The sequence below is a fragment of the Nocardia concava NBRC 100430 genome, from assembly GCF_000308815.1.
GTDB lineage: Bacteria > Actinomycetota > Actinomycetes > Mycobacteriales > Mycobacteriaceae > Nocardia > Nocardia concava.
The window spans coordinates 107,202-126,740 of sequence record NZ_BAFX01000095.1; the positions used below are offsets into that span (position 1 = coordinate 107,202).

The 19,539-nt window shown below is 67.6% G+C and carries 17 protein-coding genes; 13 read left to right on the forward strand and 4 right to left on the reverse strand.

Translation table 11 applies throughout. From position 1 onward, the window contains the following. Positions 1-24 precede the first annotated feature (24 nt). From ON43_RS22185 to ON43_RS22200, 4 genes are read left to right on the forward strand one after another with little or no spacing between them, the layout of a single operon-like run. Positions 25-1,263, forward strand: a complete 1,239-nt coding sequence (locus ON43_RS22185) for an FG-GAP repeat domain-containing protein (RefSeq protein WP_040810395.1) — start codon at positions 25-27, stop codon at positions 1,261-1,263. Beyond that, positions 1,260-1,712: a hypothetical protein gene (locus tag ON43_RS22190; protein WP_040810397.1), complete on the forward strand. Its 453-nt coding sequence runs from the start codon at positions 1,260-1,262 to the stop codon at positions 1,710-1,712. Before ON43_RS22185 ends, ON43_RS22190 begins: the two co-directional genes overlap by 4 nt. A gap of 13 nt (positions 1,713-1,725) precedes the next feature. Next, entirely contained in the window at positions 1,726-2,244 is a 519-nt protein-coding gene (locus tag ON43_RS22195) for a hypothetical protein (RefSeq protein ID WP_040810399.1), read from the forward strand. A 29-nt stretch (positions 2,245-2,273) separates the two neighbouring features. Continuing rightward, positions 2,274-4,010 carry a hypothetical protein gene (locus ON43_RS22200; RefSeq protein ID WP_040810401.1) on the forward strand — a complete coding sequence of 579 codons (1,737 nt, stop codon included), beginning with the start codon at positions 2,274-2,276 and terminating at the stop codon, positions 4,008-4,010. A gap of 131 nt (positions 4,011-4,141) precedes the next feature. Here ON43_RS22200 and ON43_RS22205 read toward each other — a convergent pair whose 3' ends face one another. The 4 genes from ON43_RS22205 to ON43_RS22220 all read right to left on the reverse strand — a co-directional run bounded on the left by ON43_RS22205 (position 4,142) and on the right by ON43_RS22220 (position 9,544). Continuing rightward, positions 4,142-4,915 carry a TIGR03084 family metal-binding protein gene (locus tag ON43_RS22205; RefSeq protein WP_040810403.1) on the reverse strand — a complete coding sequence of 258 codons (774 nt, stop codon included), beginning with the start codon at positions 4,913-4,915 and terminating at the stop codon, positions 4,142-4,144. A gap of 94 nt (positions 4,916-5,009) precedes the next feature. Then, entirely contained in the window at positions 5,010-6,695 is a 1,686-nt protein-coding gene (locus ON43_RS22210) for an AMP-binding protein (RefSeq protein WP_040810405.1), read from the reverse strand. Between the two features lie 37 nt (positions 6,696-6,732). Next, the gene (locus ON43_RS22215; RefSeq protein WP_245568689.1) at positions 6,733-8,289 is read right to left on the reverse strand and encodes a GMC oxidoreductase; all 1,557 of its coding nucleotides are present in this window, start codon (positions 8,287-8,289) and stop codon (positions 6,733-6,735) included. Positions 8,290-8,440: 151 nt separating this feature from the next. After that, positions 8,441-9,544, reverse strand: coding sequence for an AraC family transcriptional regulator (locus tag ON43_RS22220; RefSeq protein ID WP_218003323.1), 1,104 nt, complete (start codon positions 9,542-9,544; stop codon positions 8,441-8,443). Positions 9,545-9,746: 202 nt separating this feature from the next. Here ON43_RS22220 and ON43_RS22225 point away from each other — a divergent pair, with 202 nt between their 5' ends. From ON43_RS22225 to ON43_RS22265, 9 genes are all read left to right on the forward strand, one after another. Next, complete coding sequence (locus tag ON43_RS22225) at positions 9,747-11,417, forward strand: alpha/beta fold hydrolase (RefSeq protein ID WP_040810408.1); 1,671 nt, start codon at positions 9,747-9,749, stop codon at positions 11,415-11,417. A gap of 333 nt (positions 11,418-11,750) precedes the next feature. Continuing rightward, on the forward strand, positions 11,751-12,572 hold the full coding sequence (locus tag ON43_RS22230) for an MlaE family ABC transporter permease (RefSeq protein WP_040810410.1): 822 nt from the start codon (positions 11,751-11,753) through the stop codon (positions 12,570-12,572). After that, positions 12,572-13,438, forward strand: coding sequence for an ABC transporter permease (locus ON43_RS22235; protein WP_040810412.1), 867 nt, complete (start codon positions 12,572-12,574; stop codon positions 13,436-13,438). The genes ON43_RS22230 and ON43_RS22235 overlap by 1 nt, the downstream gene beginning before the upstream one ends. Before the next feature lie 4 nt (positions 13,439-13,442). After that, positions 13,443-14,429, forward strand: a complete 987-nt coding sequence (locus ON43_RS22240; protein WP_040810414.1) for an MlaD family protein — start codon at positions 13,443-13,445, stop codon at positions 14,427-14,429. After that, entirely contained in the window at positions 14,426-15,448 is a 1,023-nt protein-coding gene (locus ON43_RS22245; protein ID WP_040810416.1) for an MlaD family protein, read from the forward strand. Before ON43_RS22240 ends, ON43_RS22245 begins: the two co-directional genes overlap by 4 nt. Further along, positions 15,436-16,425, forward strand: a complete 990-nt coding sequence (locus ON43_RS22250) for an MlaD family protein (RefSeq protein ID WP_040810418.1) — start codon at positions 15,436-15,438, stop codon at positions 16,423-16,425. The genes ON43_RS22245 and ON43_RS22250 overlap by 13 nt, the downstream gene beginning before the upstream one ends. Then, the gene (locus ON43_RS22255; RefSeq protein ID WP_040810420.1) at positions 16,425-17,525 is read left to right on the forward strand and encodes an MlaD family protein; all 1,101 of its coding nucleotides are present in this window, start codon (positions 16,425-16,427) and stop codon (positions 17,523-17,525) included. The genes ON43_RS22250 and ON43_RS22255 overlap by 1 nt, the downstream gene beginning before the upstream one ends. Beyond that, complete coding sequence (locus tag ON43_RS22260; RefSeq protein ID WP_051178908.1) at positions 17,522-18,556, forward strand: MlaD family protein; 1,035 nt, start codon at positions 17,522-17,524, stop codon at positions 18,554-18,556. The genes ON43_RS22255 and ON43_RS22260 overlap by 4 nt, the downstream gene beginning before the upstream one ends. Continuing rightward, positions 18,553-19,524 (forward strand): MlaD family protein, encoded by a 972-nt coding sequence (locus tag ON43_RS22265; protein ID WP_040810422.1) that lies wholly within the window; start codon positions 18,553-18,555, stop codon positions 19,522-19,524. The genes ON43_RS22260 and ON43_RS22265 overlap by 4 nt, the downstream gene beginning before the upstream one ends. The last annotated feature ends 15 nt before the right edge of the window (positions 19,525-19,539 follow it).

A 19,539-nucleotide genomic window follows, 5' to 3' on the forward strand; every position in this document is an offset into this window, starting at 1 on the left:
CCCAATTCATCAGGGATACAACATATGTCGGGACACAAGACGTTGCTCACCACCGGCGCGCTGGCCACCGCGCTCGCGCTGTCCGGGCCGAGTCTGCCGGGTGCGGCGAGCGCCGCGCCGGACACCGGGTCGAGCCTCACCGGCTCGACCGGATCGAATCCGGTGTTCGAGGATTCGGTCGAGTACTACGCGGGCGGACTCGGTGCGGGCTACGGCTCGCAGACCATGGCCACCGGCGACTTCTTCCACGATGGGAACCAGTCGGTGGCCGCCACCGGGGTAGCGGGCGGTGTCGCCATCCTGCGTGGCGACGGGCACGGCCACCTGCGCCGAACCCAGTTCATTCCCACCGAGATCGGCGCGAACGCCGTGGTGGCCGGTGACCTCCGCGGTACCGGGAATCTGGATCTGGTGGTGAGCAATCAGCTCAGTATCAGCATTCTGTTCAATGACGGGAACGGGCATTTCACGGTCGATCGCGTGTATTCGCGGGACCCGAATCCGAATGTCACCTATCGCACCGGCGGGCTGCCGGTCGGTGTGCAGCTCGGGGATTTCAACCACACCGGGCATCTGGATATCGCGTTCAACAACCTCGTGCCGCTGCCCGGCGCGATCGGTGTCATGCACAACGACGGGACCGGGCACTTCGCCGAACCACAGTGGCTCGCAGCGGGTTTGCTGCGGTCGACGGTGCTGGTGCGCGATGTCGACAATGACGGCTACGACGATGTGGTGACCGGTGATCTGGGCACGACCGGCTTCTGGGTGCTGGTCAACAATCGCAATGGCGGGTTCCTGCCGCCGCGCTGGAATCTGCTACCGCTGCCCGATGAGGATCTGAAGGTCGCCGATGTGGACGGCGACGGCAATGCCGATGTCATCTCGGCGAATGTCGCGGCGTTCAGTTTCTCGGTCATGTACGGCGACGGGCGCGGCAATTTCGGGCCGCCGCAATTGACTTTCGGCCCGATCGCCCCGTGTGCCGTCGCGATCGGCGACTTCACCGGCAGCGGCCGCATGGATATCGCCGCGGTGCAGTACGCGCCCTCGACGGCGGTCATCTACCGCAACAACGGCGACCGCACCTTCAGCTATGTCGAGCAGCACACCGTGGGGCTGGGCGGGCAGGCCGCCGCGGCGGTGCGCCTCGACAACGACCGGCACGACGACGTCATCTCCATGAGCATGGCCTCGGAGTCCGTGGCGGTGCTGCGCAACCGCGTTCCACTGAATTCCGATGAAGGACAACAGGACCGATGAAGAGCAAGATCATGACGGGGCTGGCCGTCGCGGGCGGGACCGTGGCGTTGGCCGCGACCGTGGGGACGCCGAACGCCGAGGCCGTGGAGCCGACGCTGTCGTGGGGCACCAGTTTCGGCGGGACAAGCCTCAACCACTTCACCACCGTGCCCGCGGGTGCGTTGCTCGACGGTGATATCGCGACGCTGACCCCGGCGATCCCGCCGGGCATCCTGGGCGTCGTCGCGGCAACGAATCTCTCAGGTGGGGGCTGTGTTTCGGCCCGCTACGTGTTCTATCCCAAGGACGGCGGCACGCCGGAGATCGTGCCGGTGGGCACCTCCTGTGGGCTGCCCGTGGTGTACGCGGTCGCCGCGAGCCGCCCGGCCGGGGCGTACGCGGAGGTCTGCGGCGAGCTCACCACCGCGCCCAATCCGAACCGCACCTGCCTGCGCTTCCCCAACGACTGACGAAAGCCGGACCATGACAAGCTCTTTCACACGCCGGCTGCTGACCGGTGCGGCCCTGGCCGCGGTGACGGCCGTTCCGGCGGCGCCCGCCCTGGCCGACACGCTGCCGCCCGCGATCAACGAACCCGCTGCGCCGCAACCGAATCCGCTGCCGTCGGATCTGACCACCAGCGCGGGTTGGCTGCCGCCGATCAACTTCAATATCAATCTGCTCGGGTTCGACTTCAAGCACACCGATCTCACGCCCGAGTGGGTCACCTATGACGCGGGCAACTGGTATGTGAGCCCCGATCTTCCGATCTGGACGCTCGGCTGGCTGGCCGACGTCAAGCTGGGCGACGGTGCCGGTGCGGACGGTGAGATGACGTTCTATCTCAAGGACGGAACAACCGAAGTCGTTCCGCTGCACTCGAATCTGACGATCTGGAACTATCTGTCCCGCCATCCCGGCCGCGACTACGCCATGGTCTGCCATCGCGCCGCCCAGCCCGGTGACGCGGGTCAGCGCACCTGCTTCCGCTTCGTCAACTGACCCGCCCCGAGAGAAGAGGTACCCCACCGATGCGATCCCCCGCCCGCCTCCGGAGCCTGACCGCGCTCACCGCGGTGGCCCTGGCGGCGACAGGAGCGACCGCCGTCGCCACCGCCGACACCCCCGGCCGCACCGAACAGGTCGTCGAGACCTGGGGCGGCATAGAGGTTTCCGAGATCACCCTGGATTCCCCGATGCTGCCCTCGGCCGGTCCGCACCCGCCGGAATGCGACAAGATCAGCTATCTGCGCTATCGCCTCACCGACGGTCCGGAGGATCCGCGGCAGGCCGACCAGGTCCTGGTCATGCAGCCCGGCGCGACCGGCGGCGCGTACTCGATGGACCGGGTGGCGCGGAACACGCTGCACCAGTTGGCGTCCCAGGGCAAGAAGGCAGAGTGGTGGTCGCTGGCGCGGCGCGGGGTGTGCCAGCAGGACAACACCGGTATCGACGCCGCGCGGGCGGCGGGCGACTATCGGATCGCTATCGACTACTACTACAACGGAAAGGCGATCGACGGGAAGGTGTTCCCCGGCTGGCGCAGGCTGTGGGGCGACAAGATGGGTGCGGACTTCGGTGTCGCCCAGACCTCCCAGGACGAGTACGAGGTGCTGACCCGGGAACTGCCCGACCAGCATTTCCGGCAGACGAAGACGTTGTGCGGCGGGCATTCCCAGGGTGGTCTGCTCACGGGCCTGTTCGCGGCCACCGATTTCACCGGCAATCGTGAGGACGCCGGATTCAACCAGTGCGCGGGTTTCATCGCCCTCGACACCCTGGTCACCGCGGACCCGGTCGGCCTGAAGGTGGACCCGCTGCTGGCGAAGCTGAGCGAGCTGGGTTTGGCCATTCCCGAGGCGATTTCGACCGCCCTGCTGAAATTCGGCCTGGCTCCCTCGGACAATGCGCTGATCCCCATCTTCAACCCGCAGACCTTCAACGCCCTGTCCATCCTGGGCCTGGCCGCCCAATTCGAGCCCGACGCCGAATCCGATGTCCTGAAACGACTTCCGGTCACCTGGGGCCTGGACTCCACCTTCCGCGTCGGCGGCGCCAACAACTGGCTCGACGCCCTCACCGGCTCGAACAACCTCCGCAACTTCCGCTTCACCAACCAGGCCGCCTTCGGCCAGATCCTCAGCAAGAACGGCATGAACATCGGCCTCGACCAGGTCAGCCTGGGCGCGCTCGACGGCGGCCCGGTCGAGCAGAAGACCTTCCCGCTTCCCGATGGCCTGCAAAACATCCCGCTGATCGGCCTCGGCGTAGGCGGCGCTCTCGGCCACGAGAAGCGCGTCGGCCCCACCGACCCCACCGCCCTCTACACCTGGAACGACTACCGCCACACCCCCACCACCTTCTACACCGACCCCTCCAAGGAAGTCGTAGACATCGCCGACTTCTCCCGAATGGTCAGCGGCCCCCTGGGATTCACCGAGTGGTACTTCCCCACCCGAGTCCTCTACGACACCTTCCTGGCCCTCGGCGGCAGCCGCACCGGCTCCCTCTCCAACATCAAATACAACGCCGAAGTCATGCAAAAGCCGATGATCACCATCAACGGCACCGCCAGCGTGGTCAAGGACTTCCTCGACGCCCAAGACCTAGCGGCCTCGATCATCCCGATAGCCCCCCACTTCCAACGCGTCCTGATCCCCAACTACACCCACATCGACACCCTCGCCGGCGCCGAAACCCAAAACAACGGCACCCCCGACCCCGTAGGCACAGCCATAGCCAACTTCGCCGCCAACACCACCAACTAACCCAACAAGATCAGGGAGCTCTCACTGCTGCGATCCGGACAAATCCAGCAGCGGGAGCTCCCTGACCTTGATTCCAGCCGTTGTGATCTCGACGACGGACAGCAGCGGCAGCTGGTTCAATTCCATGTCTTTCAGAGGAAGACGCGGGCGTTTTCGAGCCAGGTTTGGGCTTCGGGGCCGACTGCGGTGAGGGTGGTTTCGGGGAGGGGTTTGCGTTGGGTTACTCGGAGGCAGAAGTCGAGGGCGGGGCCTTGGACTCGTTGGGGTGCGTCGAGTGGGCCCCAGGTCCAGGTGTCGCCGTTGGGGGCGGTCAGTTCGACGCGGAAAGGGCCGGTGGGGATTGGTAGTTGGAGGGCGTAGAAGGAGATGCCGAGGCCGATTACGCCCAGGGTGGCGATGTGGCGGAGGCGGGAGGTCGGAGGGTGGGGGACGCCCAGGGTGTCGTAGATGTCCTGGCCGTGGGCCCAGGTTTCCATCAGGCGGAGGGGGACCATGAGGGCGGGGGTCACGTCCGAGCCGAACCACGGGATGGGTTGGGTCAGAGGGAGTTCGCGGAGGGCGGCGGCGACCTCGGTGCGGGCGGTGCGCCATTGGCCCAGGAGGACCGAGCGGGGTTGGGCGGCGCCCGCGGCGGCGTCGAGGTCGGCCCAGCGGGGGCCGGCCGCGGCCTGCTGTTTCAGGACGGTATCGAACGCGTCCGGGGTGCGGATGGCGGTGAGGACGTTGGCCTCCGCTATTGCGAGATGGGCGATCTGGTGGGCGATTGTCCAGCCGACCGCCGGGGTCGGTTTGGTCCAGTCGGGTTCCGCGGAGACCAGGGCGTCGAGATCTTCTCCTTCCGCGATCAGGTCGGGTATGGCGAGATCGCGGTCTACCTCGGACATGTCGAGGCCGTAGTCCAGCATCGGTACACCTTCACACTCATCGAGGGCACGGGTTGATCTGGTGTGGCCAGGCTACCCGTGCCCGGTTCCGGTGCTGGTCAGAGCGATTCGATGATCAATCCCAGTCGCGGAGGGTGCGTTTGAGGACCTTGCCGGAGGGGTTGCGGGGCAGCTCGTCCAGGAAGGTGACGGTGCGGGGGACCTTGTAGCGGGCCAGGTTCGCGCGGACGTGGGTGCGGATGGAGTCGGCGTCGAGGGACACGTCGGGGCGGCGGACCACGAAGGCGCGCAGGGCCTTTCCGAAATCGGGGTCGTCGATGCCGATCACGGCGGCGTCGGCGATATCGGGGTGGGAGGCCAGGAGTTCTTCGACCTCCTGGGGAAAGACGTTCTCGCCGCCGGAGACGATCATGTCGTCGTCGCGGCCGTCGACGAAAAGCCTTCCGGCGGAGTCGAAGTGCCCCATGTCGCCGGAGGACATGCGGCCGTCGATGATCTCCTTCATACCGCCGCCGGTGTAGCCGGTGAACTGGACGGTATTGCCGACGAAGATGCGGCCCTTCTCGCCCTGCGGGAGTTCGTGTCCGTCGGCGTCGAGAATGCGGACCGTGACGCCGAAGGGTGGGCGGCCCGCGCAGCCGGGGGCCGCGAGCAGGTCGGCCGGGTCGCCGATGGCCGCGTAACCGCATTCGGTGGAACCGTAGAAGTTGTAGAGGACATCGCCGAAGCGGGCGGCGGTGCGGCGGGCGAGCGCGCCTTCGAGCTGGGCCCCGCTGGCGGCGATCGCGTTCAGCCCGGAGACGTCGCGCCAGCGCAGTTCGGCGTCGCCCAGATCGTGGATTCGCTTGAGCATCACCGGGATCACCCACCAGGTGCGGCACTCGTGGGCGGCCACGGCGTCGAGCATGTGCACCGGATCGAAGCGACGCTTGGTCACCAGGGTGGCACCGACGCCGATGCCGAGCACCGAACCCAGGAAGCCCCACGCGTGGAACATGGGCGGGGCGATGTAGACGCCATGGCCGCCCCGCAGCGGGACATTGCCCAGGATCATGGCGGGCAGCGCGAAGGATTTCGGCTGGGGACGGGCCGCGCCCTTCGGGGTGCCGGTGGTGCCGCTGGTCAGCATGATCACCGAGCCGGGTTTGACCGGGGGCGTGGGTGTTTCGGGGCTGCCCGAGGCGATGAGTGCTTCCAACCGCTCGACGTCGGCCACACAGGGCGCGGCTGCGTCAGTCCAGGCCACGGCTGCATCGGTCCGGGCCCCGGCCTCGTCATCGGTCCAGGCCACGAATCGGCCCAGGGGCGAATCGATCTCCGCCACCACGGATTCGAACTCCTCGTCGTAGACGAGCGCCTGCACGCCTTCGCGGGCGCAGACCTGCGTGGCCTGCGGCCCGGAGAAGTCGGTGTTCAGATACAGTGCCCGCGCACCGGATTTGGCGCAGGCGAAGGTGGCGTCGAGGAAACCGCGGTGATTGCGGCACAGGATCCCGACCCCGGTACCGGGACCGATCCCGCGCTGCCGCCAGGCGTCGGCCAGGGCGTTGGAGCGCCGGTCGAGTTCGGCGAAGGTGAGCGAGCCGAGCTCGTCGATCAATCCGACCCGATCGCCGAATCGCAGTGCCGCCGCGGTGATTCCGCCGCCGATCGGTCCGTAGGCCGTCATGGCGCGCAGGGCCGCGGGCAGGGTCGAATCCAGCGGAACCATTCCGGCGCGGACCACCGTCCCCACCGCGTGCGCCTCCACCACCGCCCGTGACGCCGCGCCGGCGATCCGGCGGTACAGCGCTGCCTGCATATCGAACTCTCCTCGAAACTTGTGATGGCCCAGCCGGTTACGGCAGAACGACGGCGGCGTGCGGCACGTGCGCCATGGCGGCCTCCGCCATCGCACAGATGGTCAGGCTGGGATTGACGCCGACATTGGCGGGCACCGCCGACCCGTCGCACACCAGCAGGTTCGTGTACCCGAAAACCCGGTGCTGCCGGTCGATCACGCCGTGCTCGCGGTCCGCGCCGATGACCGCACCGCCCAGGAAATGCGCGGTCATGGGCGCGGAACCCAGCGTTTCACCGAGCGCCGCGAGCGGCCGCCCGTTCATGCGGCGCGCGGCCAGCGTCGCGATCCGCCGCGCGACCTCGACCGCCGACTCCCCGCCGGGCGCCTCCCCCACCGCCTCGGTCTGCAACCCGCCGGGACCCCGGCCCCGGCGCAGTCGCAAGGCCACATCGGTGCCGCGCATGACGGTGAAAATGACTGTGCGCCGCGACCATCGAGGCCGCAGGAGCAAACCCAGCAGATAGCCGGGATAGTCCCGCAGGAATTGTCCCCACCTGCCCAGCACGGTGGCCGCGGTGGTGGCGGGGCCGTAGGTCAGTGCGAGCAACGCACCGCCGTCGCCGTAGGTGTTGTTGGTGAAATGCGTGTGCTCATCGAGGAATACGCTCGAGGTGATCGCCGCATCGCTGCGGTAATCCGCCTCCCGATCGGCACTCGACGCCGCCGGAATCGACTCGTCATTGGTGCGCACCACCTCCCCCAGCCGATCCGACAACTCCGGCAGCGAACCCCCGCGCTTGCACGCCGCCAGCAGCTCATTGGTCCCCAGCGCCCCCGCCGCGACCACCACGCCGCGCGCGGTGAATTCCGCTGTCCCCCTGCCCCACCGGCCCGGCCGCCGCGCCCGCACCCGATATCCGTCCGCGCCGTCGCTCGCACCCACCGGCACGATATCGACGACTTTCAGATCCGATAGCACCCGCGCCCCGGCCGCCTCGGCCAGCCACAGGTAATTCTTCGGCAGACTGTTCTTCGCCCCGTACCGGCACCCGAGCATGCACTGCCCGCACCGCACACACCCGGTGCGCGCCGGTCCGGCGCCGTCGAAATACGGATCCGCCACCGTTTTCCCGGGTTCCCCGAAATACACCGCGATAGGCGTGTGCCGATATCCTTCCGGCACACCGAGTTCCCCCGCGAGTTCCCGCATGAGCCCGTCCACCGGCCGTTCCCCCGGATACGGCTCGACCCCGAACATGCGTCGCGCGGTCTCGAAATGCGGCGCCAATTCCGCACGCCAGTCCGCCAATTCACCCCATTGCGGATGCCGGTAGAAGTCATCGCTCTGCGGCTGATACATGGTGTTGGCGTACACCAGGCTCCCGCCGCCGACACCCACTCCGGCCAACACCATCACGTGTTTGTAGGGCGCCAGCCGCAATATCCCGCGCATTCCCAGCGACGGCAGCCACAGGAATTTCCGCAGCTGCGTGGCCTTCTCGGCGAATTCGTGATCGGCGAAGCGGCGGCCCTGTTCGAGCACGCCGACCCGATATCCCTTCTCGGACAGACGCAATGCGCTGACGCTGGCCCCGAACCCGCTGCCGACCACAATCCAATCGAAGTCGAATTCCTCGTCCCCGGGCTGGGCTTTTTTCCACGTCGCACCCTTCCGCGCTACCGATGTCCCGGGGACGCTATCCGGGGTCGGGGCGGCCCAACCAGGGCCGTCGCGGACGGGCGATTGATATTTCCTGACGCGGTTACACCAGTTCGGGCACCCGGTTCACCATGCGGCCGTGGCGGGTGCGGTATTCCTGTGGCGGACAGCCCTTCCAGCGCCGGAACGCGCGAATGAACGACGCCGCCTCCGCATATCCCAGCCGCGCGGCGACCTGTTCGGTGGTCATATCGGTGAAGTCCAGCAGCTCCTCCGACAGCGCCTGCCGCACCTCGTCCAGCAGGGCGCGGAAGGAGGTGCCCTCCTCACTGAGCCGCCGCGACAGAGTACGCGGGCTCATGAACAGATCGGCCGCGACCGTCGCCTGATCCGGGATCTGACCGGGATTGCGCACCAGCAGATCCCGCACCGCGCCCGCCACCCCGACCCGCGCGTGCCGGCGTGCCAGCAGGTCGCGGCAGAGTTGCTCGCAGGTGCCGCGCGCCCATTCATTGGCCTGCGGCAGCGGCAGATCCAGGTAGGCCGCGTCGAAGACGAACTCGTTGCGGGCAGCGCCGAACTCGGGTTCGATGCCGAACGCCTCGCGGTACCGGGTGGTGTCCTCGGGTCCGCCGTGCCGGAAGGCCAGGCGCGCCACCGGGATTCCGACGGAGAACAGTTCCTTGCCGAGCATCTGGATGCCGGTCATGACCCGCTCGGTCAGGAATCCGCGCACGTCCTCGGGCACCTCGCGGTCGTCGAAGACCAGCCGGGCCCGGCCGTCGGACTCCTCGAAGGCGAGCTGGCCGAACGCGAAGGCCAGCTCCACATAGCGCAGCGCCACCTCGACCGCGTCGCGCAGCGTGCGGCTCGACAGCATGGCCAGACCCCAGGGCCCGTACAGCGAGATGTGGTACCGGCTACCGGCTTCCACGCCCAGGCCGGGTTCGTCGCCGAAGCGGGCCAGCAGATTGCGCACCACGGTGAGCTCCTGCCGGGCCGTGACCTCGGCATTCGGATCGATCACCGCCTCGACCGGAAGTCCTGTCCCAGCCAGACAGGCCACCGCGGGCATCCCCCGCTCTTCGGCTATCCGCGTCATGATGTGGACGCTGGAGGTGTTTCTCAGTAGATCCCAGTCGAACATGTGCGCGCGGTCCTCATCGACTTCCAGCAGGTGGCCATGCACGGGTATGGCGCTCTGCATCAACTCAGGCTGGCCAGTGTGGCACAACTTACAAACGATAGTGTGCCGCATGTTAACGGATAATCCGAGAAAATTGACCCAGACAGACAGAATATTCACCCTTCCCGCCGCGTTGCCGCCGGTCAGGGCCATGATCGCGGCAATGGGCCTACCGTGATCCGACCGCATCGACGCGGCCGGTATCGCACGGGGAGGTTCGGCAGTGACACGTACCGAGGAGGTCCTGGAGGTCACGGACGGCATCCGGCTGAGCATGGTGACCCATCACGTGCCGCTGCCCGACGGCTTCCCGGCACACCCGGCCGACTGCGACGAGCTGCGGCATTTGCGGGTCACGCTGTCCGCCGGGCCCGAGGATCCGGCCGCCGCCGACGTGGTGATCGCCCTGCTGCCCGGGGCCATCGCGGGTGCCCGGTCGCTACAACCGCTGGGCCGCAATACCGTTCGCAATCTGGCCGCGGCCGGGGTGACCGCCGAGGTGTGGGTGCTGGATCGGCGCGCGAACGGTGTGGAGGACCATTCGGCGATCGAGGTCGCCATGGCCGAGGGCGACTATCACCTGGCCTTCGACTACTACTACGGCGGAAAGCCGGTCGGCGGACGCTTTTTCGGCGGCTTCCAGCGCGACCGCGAGCTCGGGTTCCTGGCCGAATTCGGTACGGCGCGCACGGTCGAGGACACCCATGAGGTGCTGCGCCGGGAGATCCCCGATCCCGATGTGCGAGGGCAGAAGCTGATCCTGGGCGGGCATTCGCTCGGCGGGATCCAGGCGGGCACCTACGCCGCGTGGGACTTCGCCGGACGGCCCGGGCACGAGCAGATCGCCGGGCTGGTGGCGCTGGACACGATCACCCATCTGGATCCGCTGCGGTTGCACGACCGGCGGGCGCTGGCCCGGCCGCTGGGTGCGCTCGCCCGGACACTCGAGCGGATCCCGGCGGCCATGCGCCGCGGACTCGCGCCACGCAGCACGGCGGTGCTGCGCGGTGGCTGGGGCAATGCCGAGGCCTTCGCGATCGTCGCCGCGGTGGGCGCGGCCGCCACCCTCGCGCCGCACGAGGAGTCCGACATTCTTCGGCTGTTGCCCGAGCGCGGCACCGCGGACACCGTGGTGCGCGGTTCGACCGCCCGCACGTGGCGGGAATTCCTCACCGGGACACCCGATTACCGCAAATTGCGACTCACCAACCAGGCCGTGCTGGGCCTGCTCGGCGGTGCGCACACCTCGGTCAATATGGGCATCCTGTCCATGAGCTGCGGCACCCTCGACAGCGCGGAGGTCGCGCCACGCACCTTCCCGCTCTCGTTCGAGGCGGGTCAGCGGCGCGGTGTGCGGCCGCTCTACACCGCCGCCTGCGGCACCGCGCCCCGCTTCAGCCCGACCTCGTTCGAGACGCTGTACGGCTGGCGCGATTACGACCGCTGCGGAACGCCGGACGCGCCGGGACAATTCACGCGCACCGGGATACCGATGGCCACCGCCGCCACCGAGGTGGTGAGCCTGGTCGAACTGGCGAAGATCCTCGCGGGCGGGCGGCTCAACGTCTTCGAGGACTACTTCCCCCTGCGCCAGAACCTCGATGCCGCCGCGGTCCTCGGCGGCTGCCGCACCGGCTCGCTCTCCCCGCTCCGGCACGAAAAAGGCGCGGCCCGGCTGCCTTTCATCAACCTCATGGGCCAGTCCAGCTTCACCCGCGTCATCGAGGGCCTGGGCGTCTATCCGTCCGACAACGTCCACTGGTTCCCCGGCTACCTCCACTGCGACCTCGCCGCCGGCGCGGACCCGCGAGCCGACGGCACCCCCGAGCCCATCGCCGCCTCCCTCGCCGACTTCGCCGCCAAGACCCTCGCCCTCCTCCCCCGCGCCTCCTGAGCGCCTGGTCGACAGTTCCCATCGTCATCCCGGCGTGTCTCATCGTCATTCCGGCGTGTTTTTGGCCGGAATCCACCTCGGACAGCGAGATCCCGGCCAAAAGCGCGCCGGGATGACGGGTTGGACTTCTGTCAACGCGCTCAGTCACGCTCGCCGATCGAGTGGCGGGTGACGGCGATCACGTCGGAAAACGTCAACCGGCTGGCTGGCTGTGCCATGGGCAGCGGTAGCGGGGGTGCATAGCGTGCTGACAAGGGCAGACGCACGCGGTGCGGAAAGGGCTCGGCGCCTCGGGTTTCGGCTCGGGCGGGGAGAGCCGTAGGGAGGAAATGGATGCAGCCCGAGAGCTTGCGGATCGTGCGCGACAACTTCTCGAATGTCGCGGTCGCGAGTCTGCGCACCTTCGGGCGGACCGTCGATCTGGGGGCCGAATCGCTGCGCGGCGGCGGGCGGGATCTGGTCGTCGGGAAGTTCCAGTGGCGCGAGATGTTCTCGCAGGCTTGGTATCTCGTCACCGTGACGGCGATTCCCGCCATTCTCATGGCGGTGCCGTTCGGGGTGGTGGTGTCGGTGCAGGTGGGCAATCTGATCCACCAGCTGGGCGCGGATTCGCTGATCGGCGCGGCCGGTGGACTGGGTGTCATCCAGCAGGGCGCGCCCATCGCGACGGGGCTGCTGCTCGGCGGTGCGGGCGCGTCGGCCATCGCCTCGGATCTGGGGGCGCGCACCGTGCGCGAGGAGATCGACGCGCTGCGGGTGATGGGCATCGATCCGGTGCACCGGCTGGTGATTCCGCGGGTGGCGGCCATGGTTCTGGTTGCGCCGCTGCTGAATATCCTCGTCATCTTCGTCGGCATCGTGGCCGGATACTTCGTCGCCATCGGCGCGCAGAATGTGACGCCCGGCAGCTACTGGGCCACCTTCGGCGCGTTCACCGTCCTCACCGATGTGTGGATCTCGCTGGCCAAGGCCGTGCTGTTCGGCTTCGTGGTGGTGATCGTGGCATGCCAGCGCGGGCTGGAGGCACGGGGCGGGCCGCGCGGGGTGGCCGACGGGGTGAACGCGGCGGTGGTGCTGTCGGTGGCGGCGATCATCGTCATCAATCTGGTGCTCACCCAGGTGGTCACCATGTTCCTGCCGATGCGGGTGGCATGATGACCGCTACTCCGTATGTGCCCAGGGGTTTTCGCACCGCCGCGCGGCTGGCGCGGAGTTCCGGCCGGGCGTGGACGCCGCTGGAGAACGCCGGGTTCATGCTCGGATTCCTCGCGCAGGCGCTGGCCGGGATTCCACTGACGGTGCGGCACTATCGCGCCCAGATCCTGCGCACCATCACCGATATGGCTTGGGGCCGTGGCTCTTTGATCGTCGGCGGCGGCACCGTGCCCATGCTGGTCGTGCTGGGCCTGTCCATCGGGGCGGGCGTGGGTATCCAGGCGTTCGCGGCGCTCAACCTCATCGGCCTGGGTTCGGTGTCGGGTGTGGTGTCGGCGTTCGCGAATACCCGTGAGCTCGGACCCATTGCCGCCGCAATCGGTTTCGCCGCGCAGGCGGGCTGCCGGATGACCGCCGAGATCGGGGCCATGCGCATCTCCGAGGAGATCGACGCGTTGGAATCGCTTGGCCTGCGGTCGGTTCCGTTCGTGGTGACCACCCGCGTGATCGCGGGTGCGGTCGCCATCGTGCCGACCTTCCTGATCGCGCTGATCCTGTCCTACCTGTCCTGCTCCACGGTGATCGTGCTGCTGCACGGTCAGGCGGGCGGCGTGTACGACCACTATTTCTTCCAATTCACCAGCGGCTACGACATTCTCGCGGCGGTCGTGAAGATCCTCGTCTTCGGTGTCGCGGTGATCCTGATCCACTGCTACTACGGCTTCTTCGCCACCGGCGGGCCCGAAGGCGTGGGCATCGCCTCCGGTCGCGCGGTGCGCGCCAGTTTTGTGGCCATCATCGGCCTGGACATGGTGCTGACGCTGTTGCTGTGGGGCATCAATTCCTCTATCGAATTCCCCGGGTAGGTCAATGCCGAACTATGCGATTCCCGGAGTGCGCATCGGCCGTGGCCGATCCCGCCTCCTGGGGGTGCTCGCCGTGCTGCTGGTCGTGCTGGCGGTACTGCTGTGGAACACCCTCGACCAGCGCGGCGCGGGCGCGCGCCTGCGAATCCAGTTGCGCACCGAGCAGATCGGCGAGGGCATCGTGCCGGGGACGACAGTGCGCTTCGACGGGGTGGCCATCGGGCGCATCGACGGGGTGCGGCCGTTGGAGCAGGGCCGCCAGCTGCTCACGTTGGATCTGGATCCGGGACAGACCGCCGGGCTCACCGATGCCCTCGCCGTGGATTACGCGCCGGAGAACCTCTTCGGGATCAGCGCGGTGGTCCTGCATGCCGCGCCCGGCGGCACTCCGCTGCGCAGCGGGCAGGTCATCGAATTGGGCGGCCGGGTCAGCGATGTCACCATGGGCGCGCTGCTGCGCTCGCTCACCCAGACCTCCACCGAGGTGCTCACGCCCAAGCTGACGCAGCTGCTCACCCAGTTCAACAGCGATCTGCACGCCTTCACCCCGGTGCTGCAGGCGGTGATCGAGCTCAGCCGGGCGGTGGCCGACACCCAGCAGTACCCGTCGTCGTACCTGCTGGCGAAGTACGCCGGGTTCTTCAACGGCTTCGGCGCGTTCACCTCGGCGACCTTCAAATTGGCCAAGGCCATCATGGATATCGAGATCTTCCAGACCGACCGTGAGCGCTACAACGCCTCGATCAGCATGCTGCGCCAGGGCGTGTTGGAGGGCGTCGCGCGCACCCTCGACGTGGTGTACCAGAGCTTCGGCGGATTCACCGATCCGCTGGCCCCGGTGGTGCAGGCGCTCGCCGACACCGTGCCGGATCCGGCGCTCTCGCACGGTCAGCTCACCGAGACCATCGACCGGGTGAATCGGATGTTCGCCGATACGCCGGGCGGGCCGACGCTGAATGTGGCCGTCACGCTGCTGGGGGCCGGGCGATGAGACAGCGGAGCCTGGGCGGAATCCTGTGGCGGCTGGGGGCTTTCGCCGCGGTCATGATCGCCTTGCTGCTGGTGGTGGTCAATGCCATCGTGCGGCCTGTCGGCGGCGAAACCGTGTCGTACAAGGCCGAATTCACCGATGTGAGCGGGTTGAAGACCGGTGATGACGTGCGCATGTTCGGGGTGCAGGTGGGCAAGGTGACCGCCATCGATCTGAAGGGCGCACGCGCGGTCATCGGGTTCACCGTGCAGCGGGACCGGCCGTTCTATGTGACCAGCGGGCTGGCGATTCGCTATCAGACACTGACCGGGCAGCGGTATGTCGATGTGCGGCAACCGGATACGCCGGGTGAGCGGCTGCGCGCGGGATCGACGGTGAGCGCGGAGAGGACGGTGCCGTCCTTCGACATCACCCAGCTGTTCAACGGACTCCAGCCGGTATTGCAGGAGTTCTCGCCCGGTGCGCTCAACCAGTTCACCGAGAGCGTGCTGGCGGTGGTCCAGGGCAACGGCAATGGCATCGGGCCCGCGCTGGACGCCTTCGAGAAGCTCAGCCGCTATGTCACCGACAAACAGGCGGTGCTGTCGCTGGTGTTGTCGAATCTGCAGGCCATCTCCGACCAGATCGGCGGCAAGTCACCGCAATTGGTGACGCTGCTCGAGGGTCTGGCCGATGTGTTCACCTCCTTCCGCACCGAGCTCGACGGGCTGCTGCATTTCGCGGCGGTCGCGCCCTCGGCGCTGGCGCCGCTGAACAGCCTGCTGGAAACCCTCGGCCTGACCGAGACCTCGAATCCGACCCTGGAGAAGGACCTGCAGCTGTTGTTCCCCGATCCGAACCAAGCGCTCGATGTGCTCGGGCGGCTGCCCGGGCTGCTGCAGTCGCTGGCCAATCTGCTGCCGCCGGCCGGGCCGACGGCCGGTGAGGTCAAGCTGTCGTGCTCGAAGGGGCCCGCCGAGGTGCCCGCGCCGTTCTCGGTGCTGATCAGCGGGCAGCGGGTGTCGATATGCCGAAGCTGAAGCCGGGCACGGCCGCCCGGGAACTGCGGTACGGGCTGATCGGCGCGGCGGTGCTGGCCGTGCTGCTGGTGGCCACCGCCGCGTTCTATGTGCTGCCGATCGGAAAGCGCACGTACACGGCGGATTTGAGCGAGGCACGGGCGGTGAAGGTGGGCGATGAGATCCGGGTCGCGGGTATTCATGTCGGCGCGGTGAAATCCCTGGAGCTGCTGCCGGATCGGGTGCGGATGGCGTTCACGGTGAACGACAACGTGCATCTGGGTGATCAGACGAGTTTGGAAGTGCGGATGCTCACCGTGGTGGGCGGGCATTACATCGCGGCCTTCCCCGCCGGGGACAAGGCTTTGGGCGGGCACACGATTCCCGCCGAGCGAGTCCGCTTGCCCTACAGCCTGATTCGCACCCTGCAAGACGCCACCGCCCCCATCGCGCAGGTCGACGGCGATACCCTGCGCAAGAACTTCGACGCGCTGCAGGATTCGTTGACCGGCAGCCCGGAAGGCTTGCGGCGCATGGGTGAGGCCGTGCAGAGCCTGGTCGGGTTGATCAATCGGCAGAACATGGCGGTGTCGCGGTCGCTGACCGTGATGGACGAGTACCTCACCGCCATCGACGGCAACCGGTCGCTGCTGGGCACCTTCCTGCGCAAGATCGGCGCGCTGGAGACCGACGGTCTGGCCAAGAAGGCCGAGATCGCCGAATCACTCACCGTCACAGCGCAATTGCTGGCCAGGATCGCGGGCGTCGAGCCCGCCTGGCACAACGAACTCGAACCGCTGGCGGACAAGCTGGAGCAGGCGGTGCCGCAGTTGGAGGATCTGGGTCGGCGCTTCGACCAGGTGCTGACCAATCTCGGCGAGCTGAAGAACCGGCTGTCCGCGGCGGCCGGGGCCAAGGACGGGGTGGTGGTCGACCAGTCGGGGATCGTCATCACCGCGTCGCAGGTCTGCGTTCCGGTGCCGGGGAGGGACTGCTGATGAAACGCTTTCTCGGATCACAGGGATTCATCACCACGGTCGGGGTGACAGTGATGGTGCTGGTCGCCCTGGTCGCCTACCTGATCGCGTTCGACCCGGTGAAGAAGACCGTCGGCTACTGCGCGATCATGCCCGATGCCATCGGTCTCTACCCGGGCAATCACGTCACCATGCTCGGCATCCCGGTCGGCAAGGTCACCGCCGTGGAACCGGAGAACGGTTCCGTGCGTGTGGCTTTCACCGTGGACGCCGCACACCCGCTGCACGGTCAGGTCACCGCCACCACCGTGTCGGACACGCTGGTCGCCGATCGGGATCTGGAAGTGCTGGGCGACAGCAAGGCTCCCGACCGCTGGCCCACCGGCACCTGCGTGACCAAGACGTTCACGCCCAAGAGCCTCACCCAGACTCTAGAGGCGTTCTCCCACCTCGCTGAGCAGCTCAACGGCAATGGTGATCCGGCGCAACAGGATCGGCTGCGGGCTGCCGTGCAGGCCTTCGACAAGTCGACCACCGGGACCGGGCCGAAGCTGAATCAGCTGATCAAAGATCTCGGCTCGGCGATGAATCATCCCGATGCGGCCGTCGGGCATCTGGGGGCGATGCTGGACGCGTTCTCCTCACTCGCCCAGAGCGTTTCGATCAACTGGAACGACATCAAGGTGGCGCTCACCCAGGCCAACGAGGGCATCGGCTTCATCAACTCGGTGTGGGGCGAGACGGTCGAGATCGTGGATTCGCTACTGGTGATCCTGCCGTGGTTCAACACCATCGCGCACAAGTACGGGCGCTCGATCCTCAATGGCCTCGATGCCGCGATTCCGAAGTTGAAGCTGCTCTCGGCGGGAATCGGTTCGCTGCAACAACTTTTGAACATGATCCCGGGGCTGCTGTCGGCGTTCGGGCAGTTCATCGATCCGCAGACCGGGCAGGTGAAGGTCGGGTACGCGCCGCCGCGGGTCGCGCTGCCGCCCCAGAACGCCGAGCAGGTGTGCGGCGCGCTCAATGCCCTGCGGCCGGGCGCGTGCCACAACACCGATCAGGGACTGGCGAATGTGGATCTGCTGCCGCTGGTCTTCGGAACGGCCGGTGCGCGATGAGGAGAACCGCGCTGCTGGCCGTCACGGTCGCGACACTGCTGCCCGCCGGATGCGCCTTCGATCCGGCCTCGGTGCCGATGCCGGGCGCCTCGGTGTCGGGGCCGACGTATCCGGTGCACATCGAATTCGCCAATGCCCTCAACCTGCCCGCGCAGGCCAAGGTGATGGCCAATGGCGCCAAGATCGGGAGCCTGCGCTCGGTGCGGGTGATCGATCCGTCCGCGTCCGCGCCCGGGCGCATCGATGCCGTGGTGGAGATCCAGGAATCGGTGAAGCTCCCGATGAGCACCACCGCACAGCTGCGGCAGGACACGATCCTCGGCGACGTCTTCATCGGACTCACCACTCCCCCTGGCGATTTCACGCACACCCTGCCCGCGAACGGGGTCATTCCGGTCGCGCAGACCAAACCCGCTCTGCAGGTGGAGGATCTGCTGGTCGGCATGTCGACCTTCGTGGGCGGCGGTGCGCTGCATCAGATCCAGGAGATCATCAACCAGTCCAATGCCGTGCTGCCCACCGACAGCAAGGACACCGCGCGGATCGTCGATCGGCTGGGGTCCGATATCCGGGACCTGTCGGGCAATCTCGAGGTCCTCGACAAGTCGCTCGATGCCTTCCAGCGCGACCTCGACGCCGTGCTCGGCAATCCGCGCGAACTCGACACATTGCTCAGTGAGCAAGGGGCGCACGATATTCCGGCCGATGTGCAGGCGCTGGTGAATACCCTCGGCATTGTCGGCTCGCTCGGCGTCATCGGGCAGTCGCTGGTGCCGCTGGCCCCGCTGCTGCGTGCCGGGGACGCGGCGGCCAAGGCGTTCGTGCCGATGCTGCTGGCCCGCAATCCGCTCGACCTGAGTGCGCCGTCGAATCTGAACCGGCTGGTCACGCTGTTGCAGGACAAGATCATCCCGTTCGTGCAGAACGGGCCCAAGGTGAATATCACCTCCGTGGCGATCGGCGACGATCCCGCGGCCGACCGGCTCGACGACATGGTGCGCGCCCTGCGAATGATCGGAGTCGTCCGGTGAAGCCGAGTTCCGTTCTCTCGCTGGCCAGTATCGGGCTGATCCTGGTGCTGGGCAGCGTGTATCTGACCTTCGGCGTGGCGCGGGTGAGTTGGTTCCGGCACGAGATCGACGCCGCCATGACGGTGCCGCAGTCGGGCGGGCTGCTGCCGCGCTCGAAGGTGCTGCTGTCGGGGGTGCAGGTCGGGCAGGTCACCGAGGTTTCGCACGGGGCCGACGGGGTGCTGGTGCGGTTCCGGGTGTCGGATCGGTATTCCATCCCGACCGCCAGCGCGGTGCGTATCGATGGGCTGTCCGGACTCGGGGAACCGTATATCGAGTTCGAGCCGCCGTCGGGGGCCGGGCCGTTCCTGCGGGACGGACAGACATTGCGCGGCACCAGGATCGCCGCGCCGGTGTCGATTCCCGAGGTCGCCGCGACCACGACCCGGCTCATGCATCAGCTCGATCCGGCGGCGCTGGCGTCCATCGTGGACACCTTCAGCCAGGCCATGGCCGGCACCGACGCGGTGGTGCCGGAGCTCTCGCGGGCCACCGATCTGCTGGCCGCCACGCTGGTCAGCCGCACCGATCTGATCAGGCAGATGCTGCTGGCCCTGCAGTCGCATGCCACCGATATGGATTGGGCGGAACCGGCTTTGCTGACCGCCTCGGGGCCGTGGGCCGATTTCGGGCCGCGGGTCTCGGAGGTCGCCGGCTCCATCGCGGCGGTGATCCGGGCGGGCAATATTCCGGATTCCTTCGAGGAGAACAGCAAGGACAAGCTCGGGCTGGTGCCGTGGCTGGAGCAGCTCACCGACCGGTTGCGGACCATGGGGCCCGATATCGCGCCGCTGGCTCCCCTGGTCGCGCCGCTGTTCGCCACCGCGACTCCGCTCATTCAGCGGCTGGACCTGGGCAGCTTGATCAGCCAGGCCCTCAATGCCACCGGTCCCGACGGCACGCTGCGTTTGCGGATCGCCGTCAAGTAATCATCGGGAGACAGT

Coding starts and splice junctions, on each gene's coding strand:
- ON43_RS22185 (WP_040810395.1), top strand. CDS start 25: ATGTCGGGACACAAGACGTTGCTCACCACCGGCGCGCTGGCCACCGCG.
- ON43_RS22190 (WP_040810397.1), top strand. CDS start 1,260: ATGAAGAGCAAGATCATGACGGGGCTGGCCGTCGCGGGCGGGACCGTG.
- ON43_RS22195 (WP_040810399.1), top strand. CDS start 1,726: ATGACAAGCTCTTTCACACGCCGGCTGCTGACCGGTGCGGCCCTGGCC.
- ON43_RS22200 (WP_040810401.1), top strand. CDS start 2,274: ATGCGATCCCCCGCCCGCCTCCGGAGCCTGACCGCGCTCACCGCGGTG.
- ON43_RS22205 (WP_040810403.1), bottom strand. CDS start 4,915: ATGCTGGACTACGGCCTCGACATGTCCGAGGTAGACCGCGATCTCGCC.
- ON43_RS22210 (WP_040810405.1), bottom strand. CDS start 6,695: ATGCAGGCAGCGCTGTACCGCCGGATCGCCGGCGCGGCGTCACGGGCG.
- ON43_RS22220 (WP_218003323.1), bottom strand. CDS start 9,544: ATGCAGAGCGCCATACCCGTGCATGGCCACCTGCTGGAAGTCGATGAG.
- ON43_RS22230 (WP_040810410.1), top strand. CDS start 11,751: ATGCAGCCCGAGAGCTTGCGGATCGTGCGCGACAACTTCTCGAATGTC.
- ON43_RS22235 (WP_040810412.1), top strand. CDS start 12,572: ATGACCGCTACTCCGTATGTGCCCAGGGGTTTTCGCACCGCCGCGCGG.
- ON43_RS22240 (WP_040810414.1), top strand. CDS start 13,443: ATGCCGAACTATGCGATTCCCGGAGTGCGCATCGGCCGTGGCCGATCC.
- ON43_RS22245 (WP_040810416.1), top strand. CDS start 14,426: ATGAGACAGCGGAGCCTGGGCGGAATCCTGTGGCGGCTGGGGGCTTTC.
- ON43_RS22250 (WP_040810418.1), top strand. CDS start 15,436: ATGCCGAAGCTGAAGCCGGGCACGGCCGCCCGGGAACTGCGGTACGGG.
- ON43_RS22255 (WP_040810420.1), top strand. CDS start 16,425: ATGAAACGCTTTCTCGGATCACAGGGATTCATCACCACGGTCGGGGTG.
- ON43_RS22260 (WP_051178908.1), top strand. CDS start 17,522: ATGAGGAGAACCGCGCTGCTGGCCGTCACGGTCGCGACACTGCTGCCC.